The organism is Nitrosomonas sp. TNE100 (assembly GCF_055387135.1).
This window is the reverse complement of the sequence record NZ_AP040997.1, coordinates 645,352-664,027: the sequence shown is the minus strand read 5'-3', so window position 1 is coordinate 664,027 and position 18,676 is coordinate 645,352. Positions and strand designations below refer to the sequence as shown.

General features: G+C 48.8%; 15 protein-coding genes. 11 read left to right on the top strand and 4 right to left on the bottom strand.

Annotated elements, in window-relative coordinates; translation table 11 throughout:
• Window positions 1-1,245, bottom strand: coding sequence for a sensor histidine kinase (locus tag ACZ5EJ_RS03215; protein WP_464557455.1), 1,245 nt, complete (start codon window positions 1,243-1,245; stop codon window positions 1-3).
• A gap of 230 nt (window positions 1,246-1,475) precedes the next feature.
• On the opposite strand from ACZ5EJ_RS03215, the gene fliF reads away from it, so the two are divergent.
• The 6 genes from fliF (at window position 1,476) to ACZ5EJ_RS03185 (ending at window position 8,244) form a co-directional block, all read left to right on the top strand.
• Window positions 1,476-3,119 (top strand): flagellar basal-body MS-ring/collar protein FliF, encoded by a 1,644-nt coding sequence (fliF, locus tag ACZ5EJ_RS03210; protein ID WP_464557453.1) that lies wholly within the window; start codon window positions 1,476-1,478, stop codon window positions 3,117-3,119.
• Window positions 3,109-4,104: a flagellar motor switch protein FliG gene (gene fliG / locus ACZ5EJ_RS03205; RefSeq protein WP_011633839.1), complete on the top strand. Its 996-nt coding sequence runs from the start codon at window positions 3,109-3,111 to the stop codon at window positions 4,102-4,104. Before fliF ends, fliG begins: the two co-directional genes overlap by 11 nt.
• Before the next feature lie 191 nt (window positions 4,105-4,295).
• Entirely contained in the window at window positions 4,296-5,015 is a 720-nt protein-coding gene (locus tag ACZ5EJ_RS03200; protein ID WP_464557451.1) for a FliH/SctL family protein, read from the top strand.
• A gap of 21 nt (window positions 5,016-5,036) precedes the next feature.
• The gene (gene fliI / locus ACZ5EJ_RS03195; RefSeq protein WP_464557449.1) at window positions 5,037-6,443 is read left to right on the top strand and encodes a flagellar protein export ATPase FliI; all 1,407 of its coding nucleotides are present in this window, start codon (window positions 5,037-5,039) and stop codon (window positions 6,441-6,443) included.
• Between the two features lie 16 nt (window positions 6,444-6,459).
• The gene (gene fliJ, locus ACZ5EJ_RS03190) at window positions 6,460-6,912 is read left to right on the top strand and encodes a flagellar export protein FliJ (protein WP_074684860.1); all 453 of its coding nucleotides are present in this window, start codon (window positions 6,460-6,462) and stop codon (window positions 6,910-6,912) included.
• 57 nt (window positions 6,913-6,969) lie between these two features.
• Complete coding sequence (locus ACZ5EJ_RS03185) at window positions 6,970-8,244, top strand: flagellar hook-length control protein FliK (RefSeq protein ID WP_011633835.1); 1,275 nt, start codon at window positions 6,970-6,972, stop codon at window positions 8,242-8,244.
• Between the two features lie 136 nt (window positions 8,245-8,380).
• On the opposite strand, the gene ACZ5EJ_RS03180 is transcribed toward ACZ5EJ_RS03185, so the two are convergent.
• Both ACZ5EJ_RS03180 and ACZ5EJ_RS03175 read right to left on the bottom strand, forming a co-directional pair.
• Window positions 8,381-9,910, bottom strand: coding sequence for an alginate O-acetyltransferase AlgX-related protein (locus ACZ5EJ_RS03180; protein WP_464557446.1), 1,530 nt, complete (start codon window positions 9,908-9,910; stop codon window positions 8,381-8,383).
• An 11-nt stretch (window positions 9,911-9,921) separates the two neighbouring features.
• Window positions 9,922-11,421 carry an MBOAT family O-acyltransferase gene (locus ACZ5EJ_RS03175; protein ID WP_464557444.1) on the bottom strand — a complete coding sequence of 500 codons (1,500 nt, stop codon included), beginning with the start codon at window positions 11,419-11,421 and terminating at the stop codon, window positions 9,922-9,924.
• A 197-nt stretch (window positions 11,422-11,618) separates the two neighbouring features.
• On the opposite strand from ACZ5EJ_RS03175, the gene ACZ5EJ_RS03170 reads away from it, so the two are divergent.
• Window positions 11,619-12,245 carry a phosphoribosyltransferase gene (locus ACZ5EJ_RS03170; RefSeq protein ID WP_074710534.1) on the top strand — a complete coding sequence of 209 codons (627 nt, stop codon included), beginning with the start codon at window positions 11,619-11,621 and terminating at the stop codon, window positions 12,243-12,245.
• Here the strand turns inward: ACZ5EJ_RS03170 and nadC are convergent.
• Window positions 12,185-13,081 carry a carboxylating nicotinate-nucleotide diphosphorylase gene (gene nadC / locus ACZ5EJ_RS03165; RefSeq protein WP_049753086.1) on the bottom strand — a complete coding sequence of 299 codons (897 nt, stop codon included), beginning with the start codon at window positions 13,079-13,081 and terminating at the stop codon, window positions 12,185-12,187. The genes ACZ5EJ_RS03170 and nadC overlap by 61 nt on opposite strands.
• 39 nt (window positions 13,082-13,120) lie before the next feature.
• Here nadC and ACZ5EJ_RS03160 point away from each other — a divergent pair, with 39 nt between their 5' ends.
• The 4 genes from ACZ5EJ_RS03160 (at window position 13,121) to dapA (ending at window position 18,668) form a co-directional block, all read left to right on the top strand.
• Complete coding sequence (locus ACZ5EJ_RS03160; protein WP_464557442.1) at window positions 13,121-14,614, top strand: FMN-binding glutamate synthase family protein; 1,494 nt, start codon at window positions 13,121-13,123, stop codon at window positions 14,612-14,614.
• A 16-nt stretch (window positions 14,615-14,630) separates the two neighbouring features.
• Entirely contained in the window at window positions 14,631-14,789 is a 159-nt protein-coding gene (locus tag ACZ5EJ_RS03155) for a hypothetical protein (protein ID WP_176752604.1), read from the top strand.
• A gap of 318 nt (window positions 14,790-15,107) precedes the next feature.
• On the top strand, window positions 15,108-17,699 hold the full coding sequence (gene clpB, locus ACZ5EJ_RS03150) for an ATP-dependent chaperone ClpB (RefSeq protein WP_074456237.1): 2,592 nt from the start codon (window positions 15,108-15,110) through the stop codon (window positions 17,697-17,699).
• 90 nt (window positions 17,700-17,789) lie between these two features.
• Window positions 17,790-18,668, top strand: a complete 879-nt coding sequence (gene dapA, locus ACZ5EJ_RS03145) for a 4-hydroxy-tetrahydrodipicolinate synthase (RefSeq protein ID WP_011633830.1) — start codon at window positions 17,790-17,792, stop codon at window positions 18,666-18,668.
• Window positions 18,669-18,676: the final 8 nt, after the last annotated feature.

Here is an 18,676-nt window from a genome sequence, read left to right as displayed (position 1 = left end):
TTATCTGTCCTCATTTTTAGTTGTTGCCATTTCACCTGCCGGGACAAATTTATTGGCTCGTGCCTTTGCCGCTCTTGGTAGGCAGATCGTAAACTGGGTTCCAATACCAGGCGTTGAATCAATCCGGATTTCACCCTGCATCGACTGAATCAGGTTATGCACGATAGCCAACCCCAGGCCGGTTCCTTCTGTCCGGGTAGTAAAAAACGGCTCAAACACCCGTTCGTGTAACACCGGATCAATTCCCGGGCCTTCGTCACTGATGATCAGCCTCGCTTCATTCATTGTTGTTTCACAAACCAGCGTGATCAGGCTGCCCGCAGGCGCAATCTGCACGGCGTTATCAAGCAGATTCATTACGGCATTACTCAGCGCATCCCGATTCACATTCAGGCTGGACCCCATGCTGTTATCCTCCACCACGAAGCGAAGCTGACGTTGCTGCATCTGAGGTGCCATCACCTGCTGTAATTTACGTAACAGCACAGATAATTTCACTTTCCCCGCAGGCACAGACTCTCCTTTTACAAACTGGAGCATGTTACGGATCAGATGTTCAAGATAATGGAGCCGCTCTATCGTTTTAGCGGCAAAGCTGCTTCGTTCCTGAGCATCAAGTGTTTCAACACTCAAGTGTCCGGCATATAGCAATGCGGTTGATAAAGGCGTGCGCAACTGATGCGCCAGGCCGGCAGCCACCTCGCCCATTGCTGCCAGCCGCTGGTTACGGCGATTTTGTTCGCGTAGCACATGGGCTTCTGTGATGTCATGCAGCAGCAAAATACTTTCTCTGGTGGTTTCCGAGAGGCTGTTTTCGATAAAGATCCTGCATAAATCAGGTGCGGCAGTAGCAGTTTTTACTGCCAACCATTCCCCGGCCAGACCAGTTGGCTGCAGACGTTCCTGCTCGATCCGCTGCCACGTTATCCCCAGTAATGGTTCTCCCAGAAAACGAATCGCCGCCGGATTTACCCGGCTGATACGGTCCTGATGATCCAGCACAACAACACCACCAGGCAGTGCTGTCAACAACTGACCCAGCTGTTGCGAAAGTGCTTCCTTGGCAACCAGCTCACGTTGCAATTCTCCATTGGCCAGCGCCAGCTCTTCAGTCAACCGGGAAACCTGCTGCTGTAATTCGCGATAGATTCCGGAAAGCTGGCTGGAGGCCTGGCTGAATACAGTAAACGCCTGCCTGAGCTGTTCATGGTTGGCTAGTGATGTAGCAGTAACTTCTGTTTTCATGGAAAAACAAACCCAATTTCGACGTTGCTCAGCTTAGCACCACCCCCTACCCGGATTACGGTTGGAATAGCACAAACAAATGTTCTCTGTTCCGGAATTCAGGCTTGGTGAATATCCTGATAATTCCGGTATTCGTTTAACCACGTTCGATATTCATATGCCAAACCAGAATCAGCTCAAATATTCGTTAAGCTGTGTCAATCCCGATCAACCGGGCAGGAGGTGATTTCATGGCAACTATTCAAGAAGAAATCCAGAGAGAGAAAAAGGCATTTAGTCAGCTGGATAAAATCAAACAACTGCCGGCCCAAAAGAAGCTGGGATTGATGGTGGCAGCAGCTGCCGTGATCGCACTATTCGCAGGAACATGGCTGTGGAGTCAGACACCGGATTACCGCGTGCTTTATGCAAACTTATCGGAACAGGAAGGCGGTGCAATCATCGATGCCCTGCAAAAGATGAACGTTCCATACCAATTCAGCGAGAGTGGTGGCTCGATTCTGGTTCCGGTCAATCAGGTGCATGAAGTCCGTCTGCATCTGGCAGGACAGGGATTACCCAAGGGCAATCTATCTGGTTTCGAGATATTGGAAAACCAGAAATTTGGCTCCAGTCAGTTTCTGGAACAAGTCAATTACCAGCGCGCACTGGAAGGCGAACTAGCCCGCTCGATCCAGTCCTTGTCAGCCGTGCAGGGAGCACGAGTGCACCTGGCCATTGCCAGGCCAAGCGTGTTTACCCGGGAACGCCAACAACCAAGTGTTTCTGTACTGCTGAACCTGCACCATGGACGCATGCTGAGCCCCGAACAGGTCAGTGCCATCGTCCATCTGGTTTCCAGCAGCATTCCCGATCTGACGGTCAAAAATGTCACAGTTGTTGATCAGCAGGGCAATTTGTTAAGCGGCCAGAAAGAAAATCAGATGGAAACCGGGCTTGACCCCGGCCAGCTTAAATATGTACAGGATATGGAACAGAATTTCGTCCGGCGCATTGAAGCTATTCTGACGCCTGTCACCGGCCAGGATAATGTACATGCACAGGTGACTGCGGATATCGATTTTTCCCGCATTGAACGTTCCGAAGAAACTTACCGACCCAACAACAATCCAGAAGAATCTGCAGCCGTTCGTAGCCAGCAGAAATCCGAATCGGTTTCTATTTCACAACCCGATGGCGGCGTGCCTGGTGCGCTGTCAAATCGCCCCCCTGCCCCGGCCCAGGCACCGGTAGAAACCAAAGAAGGTCAGGAGGAAACTGCTCAGACAACGCCTACCGATACCCGGAAGGAATCCACCACTAACTACGAAGTGGATAAAACCATTTCACATATCCGCCAGTCAACCGGGCAGATCAACCGGCTTTCAGCAGCCGTGGTAGTCAATTACCGCACAAGGATGAATGAAGAAGGCAACCCGATCAACGAACCGCTTTCTGGCGAAGAAATTGAAAAGATTACGGCGTTGGTCAAGCAGGCCATCGGTTTCAGCGAGGCTCGCGGCGACACATTGACCGTCACCAACAGTCAATTCAGGTTGAAAGAGGAAATTTTGGAAGAACTGCCGCTCTGGAAAGATCCGGATACTGTTCTGCTCGCCAAAGATATTGGCAAACAGTTGCTAATTGCCGCCATTGTGCTGTTCTTCCTGCAAAAAATCTTCCGGCCATTTCTGAAAAATCTGTTGCCTCCTCCACCGCCTGCTCCTGTTCCGGCATTAACTACCAAGGATTCAGAACAGGATGAAGCTGCGATCAATACGATCAAGGTAATGACTCTGGAACAAAATCTGGAAAAGGCCAGATTACTGGCTGCCAATGAACCGGCCATTGTGGCCAACGTCGTCAAGGGATGGGTATCCGGCAATGAACGATGAAGGAATATTAAAAAGTGCAATCCTGTTGATGTCGCTGGGAGAAGAAGAAGCTTCCCGGGTTTTTCGCTATCTTGGCCCCAAGGAAGTACAGAAACTGAGTGAGGCCATGGCCGCTCTCAACGACATCAAGCGGGAAAAAATAGAACTGGTACTGGAAGAGTTCTGCCAGCAAGCTGATGACAGAACCTCGCTGGGACAGGACGGACTCGACTATCTGCGTAACGTGCTGATCAGGGCTCTGGGAGAGGAGAAAGCAGCCAATCTGCTGGATCGTATCAACCAGGGAGATGACACCAGCGGCATAGAAAGTCTGAAGTGGATGGATGCTATTGCCGCTGCAGAGCTGATCAAGAATGAACATCCACAAATTATCGCCACAATTCTAGTCCACTTGGAGCGCGATCAATCCAGCACAATTCTCGCACAGTTTGCCGAACGGCTGCGTAACGATGTCCTGCTGCGCATTGCCACGCTAGACAGTGTGCAGCCGATTGCATTGCGTGAATTAAATGGCGTGCTAAGTAAACTGCTGTCAGGGACTGATAGCATCAAAAAGCCGCGTATGGGCGGTGTCCGTACCACGGCAGAGATCCTGAACTTTATGCCCACTGCCCTGGAAAACAGTGTTATTGAAAATTTCACCCAGTATGACGAAGAAATCGCGCAACGCATCATGGATGAGATGTTTGTCTTCGATGATCTGTTAAAGGTTGACGACCAGGGTATACAGCTGCTGCTGCGGGAAATTCAGTCGGATTCGCTCATCACGGCACTCAAAGGCGCAAAAGAGGAACTGCGCAGCAAGATTTTCAGGAACATGTCGCAACGTGCCGCTGAAGTGCTGCGTGAAGACCTTGAAAGTAAAGGGCCGGTTCGTGTCTCCGAAGTGGAAGCTGAACAGAAGAAAATTCTCAAGATTTTACGCCAGCTTGCCGATGATGGTCGTGTCGCGCTGGGTGGAAGAGGAGAAGATGGTTTCCTTTAGATGCCTGTATTTATTGTGAATAACAGAAAATTGTGCGTCGTTACGAATCCTCTCCCTTTTATCCTGTCAAGCCTTGAAAAGGCTGAAATCATCTGGCATCACGACTAAAAGGCGCTGCTATCTATCTGGCCACACAGGGTAGGCAGCAGATTTTTCAGATACCGCATATATGAAAAAGGAAATGCAAAGATATGGAAGCAGCCTACGTCATCCCCAAGAAAGATCTTTCCTCCTGGCAAAAGTGGGAATTCGGCTCGCTTGATCCACTTAAATCCAGACAGAAAACGGAATCTTCACAAAAAACACCTCAGGCCACAAAACCAGTTAACCAGCCTGAAAAGCAGATGATATCTGATCAGGAAGTAACCAGACAGGACACTATTGTTTTACCAACTGCCGAGCAGATCGAACAGATTTATCAGCAAGCTCACGAGGAAGGAAAAACAGCGGGTTATCAGGAAGGCATGGAACAGGCAAAGCAAACAGTCACAGCAGAAGCACAACGCTTTCAAGCACTGGCAAATACGTTTGCACGGGAGGTGAAAGACATTGACCAGACCATGGCGCAGGATTTGCTGGCATTAGCCGTTGATCTGGCCAGAAAAATCACCGGCCAGGCTTTGCAGATCAAACCGGAACTGATCCTTCCGATTGTTGAAGATGCAATTCGTCAGCTAACTTCTGTTTCACAGCCAATCCAGCTAACCTTGCATCCTGATGATGCTGCCCGCATCCGCACGCATCTGGAAGATCATCCGGCACACCCCAAATGGCATATCCAGGAAGATGCACAAATTGAACCTGGTGGTTGCCGGGTTGAATCAGGTGGTTGTGAAGTGGACGCTACACTGTCTATTCGCTGGCAACGCACCCTGGCCGCTCTCAGCCAGGATCCAGACTGGCTGACATAACGCTATCTGGCGGGCACCATCATGGACACCATCGGGCCGACACATACCTCGCTCTGGCGCGGCTTCATTCAGAATTGCCAACAACTGATTGAGCCTGTCAACCCTCTGCTCATCAGCGGTACACTGACCCGTGTGGCCGGGTTAGTGATGGAGGCAGTCGGCCTCAAACTGGCAGTGGGGACCAGTTGTATTGTTTTTCTGCCAAATGGCACCAGTGTTACAGCGGAGGTAGTCGGCTTTTCCGGAGAACGGCTTTTCCTGATGCCATCCGGCGATATCTACGGGCTGACTCCCGGCGCAAAAGTAGTTCCAGTTGAATATACCGGTACACCTCCCCGCATCGGGGCGACACAGCATCCGCGACGACGTGCAGCTGACCGGGCAAAGCACATCAGTGTCGGCCCGGAACTGCTGGGACGTGTCCTGAACGGAGCCGGTGAACCACTTGATCGGCTCGGTCCACTCCAGTGCGGGCACAACGTTCCACTTTACAGCCGTCCATTCAATCCACTGGAACGGGCACCCATCGAAAAAATACTGGATGTTGGCGTGCGTGCGATTAACACCCTATTAAGCGTGGGTCGTGGCCAGCGCATGGGATTGTTTGCCGGTAGTGGTGTGGGTAAAAGTGTCTTGCTCGGCATGATGGCGCGTTATACCAGCGCGGATGTTATCGTGGTAGCACTGATCGGGGAACGAGGCCGGGAAGTACAGGAATTCATCGAAACCATTCTGGGCGAGGAAGGTCTGGCACGCTCGGTAGTCGTGGCTGCTCCAGCTGATACCTCACCACTAATGCGGCTGCATGGCGCTGCCTACGCGACAGCGATAGCTGAATATTTCCGCGATGAAGGTAAGCATGTGCTGCTGATCATGGATTCACTCACCCGCTTTGCCATGGCACAACGCGAGATTTCACTTGCCATTGGCGAGCCGCCTGCCACTAAAGGTTATCCTCCCTCGGTATTTGCTCGCTTGCCCCAACTGGTAGAACGCGCTGGCAATGGCCGACGGGGCAGTGGATCAATTACCGCCTTTTATACCGTGCTGGCCGAAAATGATGATCCAAACGATCCCATCGCTGATAATGCACGCGCCATTCTCGATGGTCACATTGTTCTTTCACGACACTTGGCCGACGCCGGTCATTACCCGGCGATAGATATAGAGTCCTCGATCAGCCGGGTGATGGCCAGCTTGGTAACACGCGAGCAGCTTGGTCAGGCGCAGCGTTTCAAGGCGCTGTACTCTCGCTACCAGCGCAGCCATGATCTGATCAGTGTTGGCGCATATATCAGTGGCACTGATCCTCAACTGGATCAGGCTATCGCGCTTTATCCGGCACTCGAATCTTTCCTGCAGCAAGGCATGTTCGAACAGGAAAACTATGCCAGAAGCATGGACAAACTAACTACCCTGAATCTGTAACCGGATAAGATGAATCATGGCCACTTCTCATTCACTCAAACTGTTACTGGAACATGCCCGTAAGCAGACGGATGATGCCGCCATTAATCTGGGAAAGTTAAATTTCAAGCAACAGGAGGCTGAAAAAACCCTGCGGCTGCTGATCGAATACCGGGAAAACTACCAGGTGCAATTCACGGAATCTGCCGGTAATGGCGTGACACCCACCGAGTGGCGTAATTTCAAGGCATTTATCTGCAAGCTTGATACCGCCATTCAGGCACAGCAAAACCTTGTTGCGGTGACACAACAGCATACGGAAGCAGGCAGCATGCAATACCACCATCAGCGAAAAAAACTGAAATCATATGACACCTTATCGCAACGTGCCGAGCTTCATTATCAACTGCGCCTGCAAAAGCAGGAGCAACATCAGCTGGATGAACACACTTCACACACACTCAGCAAACGGCCAAAGAACGTGGAATAGTGGCATCAAAATTGCTTGATATTTGTTATACAAGCACAAATTTCTCCGAGGATAGCTATGCCGAATTTACCCGCCATTCCTGACATGGGTCTGCGCGTCACAACAAGTGATCTCATGACGACCATTTTGCCGGGTGCTTCCATCCCTTCTGCTCCCGGTCAACCGGTTGAACAGGCATTTGGCAACATCCTGACCAGCGTGATGGAGAATAAGCCGACCGCTGAAGAAGACGATACTGAAAATCTGGAGCTTGCATTACCGACTGATGCACTTATGCCAGGCATGATGTCTATCCCGGTTAGCCAATGGATCAATCTACCTCAGCCCACACCGGATATTCAAACGGCAGAACTATTATCTAGGCCACCGACAAGCACAGCCTCGAATGCCGGGCAGTACTCAGCCAGCTTACTATTGACAACTGACCCTATTGAGCTGACAGATGTAACCAAGGGCATCAGCAATCTGGCATCTACTTCTACAAATGGCTTTAATCAAGTAATTGATGCGGCAGATTTTGCCGATAGTGACAGAATCCAGCCGGCCTCAATGACGTATATGATTTCAAATACTGGGCAACTGGTTACAAGTGAGCCTGATATATTGACGAGAGGCAATCCGTCATCCGCCGAACCAGAAAACAGGATTTCCAATGGTCAGCACCTAGCCAGCTCGCTACAGACGATCAACCAGGTTAATACCACAACCCCTTCCATCGAACTGTCGGACGGAAACAGGAGCATCAGCAATACGGCTCCTATTTCCACCCCTAATTTTGATCAGGCAATTGATGCGGCAAACTTCGTCGACAGTAGTAAAGCCTTGTCAACTTCAATGATGCCTGTAGCAATGCATACCAGCATCACTGATACTGCTACTGCTGATGCCATGAATAATGCCCCGGCTATCGCCGCAGAATTTGGACATCCGGATTGGCCTGAAGAATTCGGCCGGAAAATCACCTGGCTGGCAACGCAGCGAATGCAGGCAGCAGAATTGAAATTACACCCGGCGCACCTCGGTCCGATAGAAATCTCACTGCAATTATCCGACGATCACCAGCTTACGGCACAATTTGTTTCGCATCATACTGCCGTACGTGAAGCCATCGAAGCCAATTTACCCAGATTGCGCGAAATCATGGCAGAAAACGGTATTACGCTGGCAGATACCTCAGTTAGCGCGGATACCCCGCAGCAACAGGCAGAAAGTGAACGGGACAACTCCTCTCGTTCCTCCGGGAATAACCGCTTCCCGAACAACTCCATCGGAACACATACACCGGTTTCATTGATCACCAGGCACTCAGGAATCATTGACACGTTCGCTTAGGGAGATACTGGTTAGGCTGAGTAATTTCTGACAAAACAGAAGATTACTGAAGCAATAAGTAATCACAAGCAACACTCAAGTATCTATATGTCTTACCTGATTATCAAAACCGACCCGGAATCTCTGAAGCTGACCGTCAACTTATTTCCTCCCCAAAAGTCGGATTGTCCAGTTTAAAATGGGTACAAGAATCCAGAGCATCAATATCAATTCGAATTCGGGTAATGGATTTAGCAGAATCCCATTTTGGCAGTGTATGAAGATTAATTAAATTTTGTCCAGTCCGAAATAAAAACCTTGTACTGTGTTCTTCATCAAAATAAGGTTGATCATCTACCAACCAGAAAAGCTGTAAGGGTACCGATTGTGACCCATCAGCACAACTCAGACTAATACTGAGGTAATCCACCTCTTTAGGCTTAATTATTTCTGATACCGTAAAATCAAAGAAAGGGTCACTTCCAATAATTTGGAACTCATCAGTCGTTGTACCCTGTAACAAATGATTTAATCCAACAGCTGTCGTAGTCTGAATTGGTTTAAATTTACTTCCTAACGGAACAAAAACTGGAGGAGGGTACAAGGCAAACTGTGGATTTCTTGAGGTGCGTTCAACCACTGTAAAAAAAACATAGTCCGGCTCCCACTCCTCGACTAATTGGACAAACTTTCCACCTGGTTTTATTGCTTCAGCCCAATGCAATTGAAGTACTTCACTAAATGTTGCAGCCATCAAAGGTGACATTGCAGTACCAAAAGAATCTCTTAACCAAAGCACTTTTTTTTGATTGAGGGCACTACAAGATTGAATCAGAAGCGGCTTATTCGGTGCATTAACTTGAGGATTCCCTCCTTGTCGAAGGATATGTCCAGTGTCATAGTCCAATTGTGTAGTTTCCACCGCTAAACTTGATGTGTAAATTACAGGTTCTAAATCAGAAAGATAAGTGGTAAGCCTGAGAAAATTTGCCAAATCGCCCCCAGCACGAGAATCAACTCGTTTGAGTTTATAGGTTTTTTGTGGTGGCCATTGGATCTCTGGAGCAACCTTACCTATCTGCTGCGCAAAAGCTCGAAAAGCAATTCCTGCTCCCAGAGCATTCCAGTGTGTGTCCGTTTTATAATATAAGAGCTCAGAGTAGTTTGCCTTGGCCTCCAACAAAGTATTTCTAAAATCAACGCAATGAATTGTATTTGCTCCGATAAGCAAGGCATCAGTAGCGTTAGGTATGGATGTCTTGGCCCAAAGTGGCAAATTCTCAGGATAAATAGTCCCTTTATTGGGGCCAATCATAATTCTAAAAAGTTTTACCCCCTTACTCGAAAGATAAGCATTCCAAGACTCTATAGCACTTCCGATTTTTTGGCTGGAAACATAGTCCGCTGCGGATGGAGGGCGGCGATCTATTGTTCGAGTTTCTTCATATATATCCCCCAAGAAAAGCCAACCATCGTAACCAATTATTACTTGGTTTGAATCTGTACTTATACCAACCGGGTAAAGAAGTAGTGCTACCCATCTTGATATGAAATCCATGTTATACAGGAAAGATCTCTCTCCCCATTTGATAGCTTCGCGACTTGGTGCAGTAAAAATGTTGATTGCTGGAACAACCAGAAGACTAAATAAAACTACAGATAAGAAAATGAATACACTACGTTTCACGATCTGTGCAATCAAAAATTGAAGTAAAGAAATACCGAGCTAGTCGCAGCCAACATGAAATACATTGCCGTTACAGAAAGAACAATACTAAAAGCAAGCTCCCTCATTCCAATGGCTTCGCTCACCATTTCCACTGAATTTTTTTGAGGAATTAGCATGAATGTGGCGAAGATTGCCAGATAAATGGGAAATTGCCCGATAAAACTCGCGGGCATAAACTTCAATAAAATGTCAGACAGCCAACCTCCCCAAGCCAAGTCTGCTACAGGAATTCCACCTGTGGTATGGCCTAACACGGAAGAAAAATCAACCATTCCACGTAGTACACGAAATGCATCATCTAAAGTCTTGGCGCGAAAAAATACCCAAGTAACATTTACAAATGTAAAAGTTAAAATCCACGCCAAAGCGGAATGTAATGGATATTTAAGTAGTTTCCAGAGCCGATGAATAACAAGAGCACAACCATGCATAGCACCCCATATTACAAACATCCAGGTCGCACCGTGCCATAAACCTCCCAGAACGAATGTAATAAAAATATTAAGATAAGTGCGATATTTCCCACATCGATTTCCACCCAAAGGAATATATAGATAATCTCGAAGAAAATTACTGAGTGTAATATGCCAACGTCGCCAGAAATCCTGTATATCTAGCGCCTTATAAGGAGAATTAAAGTTTATCGGCAGCCATATATTGAATAGTAACGAGGCGCCAATCGCCATGTCACAATACCCACTAAAATCAAAATAAAGCTGGAAAGTGTAGGATAAGCTTGTTGCCCATGCAGCAAAAAAATCGAGATGCTGGCCACCATCAAACCCTGCGGTTGCCCAGATAGCCAAGCTATCCGCAATCACAACCTTTTTGAAAAGTCCAATTGAAAAAATAAATAAACCTTTCAAAATATTCGAATATCTACATATCAAAGTCCACTGTGAAGAAAATTGCGGCATGATTTGCCGGTGATGGACAATTGGCCCGGCAATAAGATGTGGGAAAAAGGTTACAAATAGTGAGTAATTCAGCAAATCATACTCGGCCGTCTCACCTTTATAACTATCTACCAAATAAACAATTTGCGTAAATGTAAAGAAGCTAATCGCCAAAGGAAGAACGATTTGTGGCAGTTCTAAATCTGTTCCGAAAGTTAAATTAACGTTACTGAGCAAGAAATCAGTATATTTATAGTACCCAAGTAATAGGAGATTGGCAGTTATTCCCGTAGCAAGCACAACTTTCCTATTGATTCTATGGCGTACTTTTTGCTTCCGCTGTAGAGATTGCTCATGTGCCTGAGCAAGCCCGGTCCCAATTGCAAAATTCAGGAAAATTGATACCAAGATTAAAGGCAGATACCTAATATCCCAGTAAGCATAGAAAAACAAGCTCGCAACAACTAACCAGATTTTTCCGGCAATAACTAGGCGCCTGTAATTAAGCCAGAAATAGACAAAAAAAGAAAACGGCAAAAAAACAAGAATAAATTGCCATGAGCTAAAAATCATTTGTGGTCAAGCTGATCAAAAAATGGAGCCATTTTATAATCTATGAGACAAAGGCACTTCATCTTTTTTCACCCTCACCGTTATTATCACCATCTTCACGACTGATCAGTAAGCCAAGGTAGCAACAAGCAACACTATCGCCAATCAACATCTGTCGATGTAGGATACAAAACCAGTGTACTGTGGGGGTGCAAAAAATGTTTGAGGATCGTACAGCAGCCGCCATCCGGTTGGCAGAGCAGCTCAAGGCTTATCAGGGACAAAATCCGCTGATACTGGCAATTCCACGGGGTGCGGTGCCTATGTCCCGCATCATTGCCAATAAACTGGAAGGTGAACTGGATGTTGTGCTGGTCCGCAAGCTGCGCGCACCAGGAAATCCAGAGTTTGCAATTGGCGCTATCGATGAAAATGGACAAGTTTATCTGGCTGACCATGCCGCCCGGAGTGGCGCCACTCGCGAATACATTGCAACCGAAAAAGCTACTCAGCTCGAATTGTTACATGAGCGGCGGATACGTTATACGCCTGCTCGTCCGGCAATTGATCCGCATGACCGAATCGTAATTGTAGTGGATGATGGCTTGGCGACCGGATCCACCATGATTGCAGCATTGCACGCTGTCCGCCTCCAGCAACCGCGTAAACTGATCTGCGCTGTGCCGGTCGCGCCAGCCAAAACACTGGCTGATATTACTCCGTTTGCAGATGAGGTTATCTGCCTGGAAACACCTGCAATATTTTATTCAGTCGGCCAGTTTTATCACTTGTTTCCGCAGATCAATGACGATGAAGTCATCGCTGCACTGGAAGCTTCATCGTAAAAACGCATCGACAAATCTGTCGCCTGTATATCCTTGGTCAGGCTGCCGATTGAGATCCGGTCCACACCCGTTTCAGCAATCGCTCGTACAGTATCAAGCGTAACGTTGCCGGAGGCTTCAAGTACAGCAGGCTTGCCCAGGAATTGTCGATTATAGGTAACGGCATCCCGCAGATCAGGCAGATCAAAGTTATCCAGCAGAACCATGCGTGCTCCGGCAGACAGGGCTTGTATGAATTCATTCCGTGTTTCCACTTCAATCTGGATGAATACTCCTGGAGGCGCAATTTCAGCAGCTCTGCGCAAAGCAGCTTCAATACTGCCGGCCGCAATAATGTGATTTTCCTTGATCAGAATCCCGTCATACAACCCGGCACGATGATTGACTCCTCCTCCGCAGCGCACGGCATATTTCTGCGCCAAGCGTAATCCTGGCAAGGTTTTGCGAGTATCGACAACCTGTACACCCGTACCTTCAGTTGCATCGACAAACTGTCGAGTACGCGTCGCCACCGCAGAGAGCATCTGCAAAAAATTCAAGGCAGTGCGCTCTGCTGTCAACAAAGCCCGCGCATTGCCATTGAGTACGCACAACACTTGATCACTGCCAACCTGCTGCCCTTCGCTGACACGCCAGTCAATCCTGGCGGCCGGAGATAGTTGATGGAAACTTTCATCAAACCACGGAATGCCACAAATGATAATGGCTTCCCGGGTGATCACCTGTGCACGCAGACATCGATCAGATTGGATCAGAGTAGCTGTCAGATCACCACTGCCAATATCTTCATCCAGCGCTTGTCGAACCTGCTTGCTGATTGCTTCACTTTGCAACATGCTTCACACTCATCTATTTAGAACATCATTCCAGACACCATGTCAGACAGCCTGATCAATCTAATTATTTTCAGTACTGCCACTATTTTAGGGCTAATTATCGTGGGTGCCATAGTCATCTTTTTCATCCGCGATGCCACCCAGAAAAAGCACACCATATTGCGCAATTATCCCATCATCGGGCGATTGCGCTATTTTTTTGAAACTCAGGGAAAGTATTTCCGCCAATATTTCTTTACCGGAGATCGTGATGAAATGCCATTCAATCGCGCTACTCGGAGCTGGATCTATAAAAATGCCAAAAATATGGAAAGTACTGTTGGCTTTGGCTCCTCGTACGATCTGTGCGAACCCGGGGCGCTCATTTTTGTCAATGCCGCTTTTCCCATACTGGAAGAAGATCAGCTGCCCATCCCCGCCCTGTCCATTGGTGAAGGTTACTGCGACCAGCCCTTTCTGGCGCAATCCATCATCAACATCAGCGGTATGAGCTATGGTGCCATTTCCGCACCAGCTGTGCGCGCGCTTTCGCTTGGTGCGGCTAAGGCCGGATGCTGGCTAAGCACAGGCGAAGGGGGATTAGCTCCTTTTCACCTGGAAGGGAAATGCGACATCATCATGCAAATCGGCACAGCCAAATACGGTATCCGGGATGAGCAAGGAAAGTTTTCTGCCACCCGTGCACGGGAAATTGCCCAATCCGTCAAGGCATTTGAAATCAAACTTTCGCAAGGGGCAAAACCAGGTAAAGGCGGCATGCTGCCGGCATGCAAAGTCAGCCCGGAAATTGCCGCTATCCGGGGCATTCCCCCCTGGCAGGATTCTATCAGTCCCAACCGGCATCACGATGTTGGTAATATTGAAGAACTGCTGGATCAAATTGCCTTTATCCGGGAACTGACCGGACGACCAGTTGGCATCAAAACTGCTATTGGTGGCTGGCATTTCATCAATGAGTTGTGCGATGTCATCCTGCGTAGAGGGCTGGAATATGCCCCCGATTTCCTGACAATTGATGGCGGTGAAGGTGGCAGCGGCGCAGCTCCACAGGCGCTGATCGATTATGCCGGGCTGCCGATTACCGAGGCACTGCCGCGGGTGGTCGATGCTCTGATCGAATCCGGCCTGAGACAGCGTATCCGCGTCGTTGCCGCAGGGAAACTGGTTACTTCTGCCAAATGTGCATGGGCATTATGTGCGGGTGCAGATTTCGTCAATACCGCTCGGGGATTCATGTTTTCCCTGGGCTGCATTCAGGCCATGCGCTGTCACCTGAACACCTGCCCGACCGGTATCACTACCAATAACCCGCGCCTGCAACGTGGCCTGGTCGTGGAAGAGAAATATCTGCGAGTGGCCAATTACGCCATCAACGTTAATCACGAAATCAGCATGATTGCCCATGCTTGCGGATTGCGGCATGCCCGTGAACTACGTCGGGAACATATCCGCATCGTGGAAACGGCCGGGAAGAGCATTGCGCTGAACATGCTATATCCTTACCCGGAGATAAGAAATCAACGCTCTCATTAGCACCTTGACAGACAATGTGAAACGATCCACCAATAAGGCAATTAACCGCGCCAAAGAAGCAGCATGCACGGACAGCGAAGCTGAATGCTTGAAACAAACAGCCGAGAATCGAGCAAATGAAACCTATGATGCAGCCAAAGATAAGGCTTCTGAAATCAAAAATAAAATTGATTAAACCTGCCCATCACCAGCTCCACTGCTTCCAGCAGTAGTGGAGCGATTTCTCTCATCTGGATCGGCAGAGAGCTCATCAAGAAACACTCTTAAAATTAAGGAATTACCTCTCTTGGCTAATTATCAAATAGCCACCATTTCAATTCGAATTGAAGGGACGATCACTTCCGCCTCCCCCCGTAATCACTAGCCAGCCAGCAACCAATACTTCACCAGTTCATCTTCAGTTAAAAAATCAAATCGCTCCACTGGGTTGAAATTTCGCCACCACGCCATATAGTAAGGGCATTCCAATCTTTACTTCACTTCAGGAGATGACATGCGGTTCGACAAATTCACCACCAAGTTTCAGCAGGCTCTCGCCGATGCGCAAAGCATGGCGCTGGGGCAGGATCATCCCTATATTGAACCGCAGCATCTTCTGCTCGCACTGATGCAGCAAGAAGACGGCAGTATTGCCTCGTTGCTGCAACGTGCCGGAGTGAATGTTCAACCATTGCGCCAGGCATTGACACAAAGCCTGAAACTTTTGCCAAAAGTGGAAGGAACAGGCGGGGAGATCAATATTTCTCGTGATCTGGGCAATCTGCTCAACCTGACCGACAAGGAGGCGCAGAAAAGAGGAGATCAGTACATTGCTTCAGAAATGTTTCTGCTGGCTGTACTGGAAGACAAAGGCGAGACCGGACGATTGCTGAAACAATACGGTGTTACACGCGCTGCACTGGAACAGACGATCGATTCTGTACGCGGCGGAGAACAGGTAACCGATGCTGAAGCAGAAGGTAGCCGGGAAGCCCTGAAGAAATACACGCTGGATCTGACTGAACGTGCCCGCTCGGGCAAGCTCGATCCCGTGATCGGACGGGATGACGAAATCCGGCGGACAATTCAGGTATTGCAACGGCGTACCAAGAACAACCCTGTCCTGATTGGTGAGCCGGGCGTCGGTAAAACAGCCATTGTGGAAGGGTTGGCGCAACGTATCGTCAATGGTGAAGTGCCCGAAACACTGAAAAACAAGCGAGTGTTATCGCTGGACATGGCAGCACTGCTGGCCGGCGCCAAATATCGTGGCGAGTTTGAAGAACGATTGAAGACTGTACTGAAAGAGCTGGCGCAAGATGAAGGCCGTACTATCGTGTTCATTGATGAACTGCATACGATGGTCGGTGCTGGTAAGGCAGAAGGCGCGATAGATGCCGGCAACATGCTCAAACCAGCATTGGCACGCGGTGAGCTGCATTGCGTGGGTGCAACCACGCTGGATGAATACCGTAAATACGTTGAAAAGGATGCCGCATTGGAACGCCGTTTCCAGAAAGTACTGGTGGACGAACCCGGCGTCGAAGCGACGATCGCCATCCTGCGCGGGCTGCAGGAAAAATACGAATTGCATCATGGTGTGGAAATTACTGATCCAGCTATTGTTGCGGCTGCCGAACTCTCCCATCGTTACATTACCGACCGTTTTCTGCCAGACAAGGCAATCGATCTGATCGACGAGGCGGCAGCACGCATTCGCATGGAGCAGGATTCCAAGCCGGAAGTCATGGATAAACTTGATCGGCGCCTTATTCAGCTGAAGATCGAGCGTGAAGCCGTAAAAAAGGAAAAGGATGAGGCCTCGAAAAAACGTCTGGCACTGCTTGAAGAGGAAATTGAAAAACTGGAACGTGAATACGCTGATCTGGACGAAATACTGAAAGCGGAAAAGTCCCGCGCGAAAGGTTCACAGGAAATTAAGGAAGAGCTTGAGAAACTGCGTCGGGAAGAAGAAGCCGCACGGCGTAAGGGGGACTTGCAAAAAGCATCAGAGTTACTATACGGCCGTATTCCGCAATTGGAAACACAGCTTGCAGAGCAATTGCACCACGATGAATCAGCCGAGGAGGCTACACAGCCAAAATTATTCCGAACCCAGGTGGGCGCTGAGGAAATTGCTGAGGTTGTTTCGCGTGCAACCGGTATCCCGGTTTCCAAAATGATGCAGGGCGAGCGCGAAAAACTGTTGTTCATGGAAGATAAATTGCATGAACGGGTCATTGGTCAGGATGAGGCTGTCCGGCTGGTTTCTGACGCAATCCGGCGCTCTCGTTCCGGGTTATCCGACCCCAACCGACCCTATGGATCTTTCTTGTTTCTGGGACCGACTGGGGTAGGTAAAACCGAGTTGTGCAAGGCACTGGCAGGATTCCTGTTTGATTCCGAGGAACATCTCATCCGGGTGGATATGTCTGAATTCATGGAGAAGCATTCAGTCGCGCGCCTGATTGGCGCGCCGCCAGGCTATGTTGGCTATGAAGAAGGCGGTTATCTGACTGAACAGATACGACGTAAGCCTTATTCCGTCATTCTGCTCGATGAAGTAGAAAAAGCACATCCGGACGTGTTTAATGTGTTACTGCAGGTGCTGGACGACGGTCGGATGACGGATGGCCAGGGACGCACTGTAGACTTCAAAAACACGGTCATCGTCATGACTTCCAACTTAGGTTCACAAATGATCCAGCAGATGAGCGGCGATGATTACCAAGCCATCAAGCAAGCAGTAATGGGAGAGGTTAAAACCTATTTCCGACCAGAGTTTATTAACCGTATTGATGAGGTGGTTGTTTTCCATTCGCTGGATGAAGCGCACATCAAGTCGATTGCCAAAATTCAGTTGAGTAATCTGGGAGCCCGATTGGCGCAAATGGAGATGAAACTGGTAGTTTCAGAATCAGCTCTGGCAAAACTGGCTGAGGCTGGTTTTGATCCGATATTTGGTGCACGGCCTCTGAAACGTGCCATTCAGTCTCAGATCGAAAATCCGCTGTCCAGAGAATTGCTGGAGGGTCATTTCTCTGCTGGAGATACTATCCTGGTTAAATATGGTGACGGTAGTATGCAGTTCTCGAAACAGCATTAAGCCTGGCTTATGGCCAATCGCTGAAATTGAATGAAAGCAGATTGTTTCGGGTAGAATAATGATTATTATTATTTATATAGACAAAGTGCCATGTTCAGAGGTAGTCATGTAGCGATCGTCACTCCCATGTTGGAAGACGGGGCATTGGATCTGGATAGATTCTGTGCCTTGATCGACTTTCATATCGAACAGGGAACGGATGGCATCGTCGTAGTCGGTACCACAGGGGAGTCTCCCACCGTAGATTTTGATGAGCACGATCTGCTGATTCGAACAGCTGTTTCCTATGCAGACGGACGTATTCCGATCATCGCCGGCACTGGTGCCAATTCGACCCGAGAAGCAATCGAGCTCACCGTGTTTTCGAAGAATGCCGGCGCAGATGCCTGCCTGTCCGTCGCACCTTACTATAACAAGCCGACTCAGGAAGGGTTGTACCAGCATTTCAAGGCAATCGCCGAAGCAGTAGATATTCCGATGATTTTATATAACGTACCGGGGCGGACTGTAGCAGATATCAGTAATGAAACCACATTACGGCTGGCGCAGATTCCTGGTATCGTTGGCATCAAGGATGCCACTGGCAATATTGCACGCGGATGTGATTTGGTGCAGCGTGTACCAGATAATTTTGCTGTTTACAGTGGCGATGATGCCACAGCACTGGCGCTGCTGTTGCTCGGTGGACACGGCATTATTTCGGTTACCGCCAACGTCGCCCCGCGATTGATGCACGAAATGTGTACTGCTGCTCTGTCCGGCGATCTGGCCCAGGCACGGGCAATCAATGCCCGATTATTCAAGCTGCATATCGATTTGTTTGTCGAGGCCAATCCCATCCCGGTCAAATGGGCGGTGGCAAAAATGGGATTGATCAACGAAAACATACGCCTGCCATTGACGGCTTTATCCAGCCAGCATCACGAACTGATCAGAAAAGCGATGCTGCAGGCTGGTATCACGGTTTAAAGGTTTAC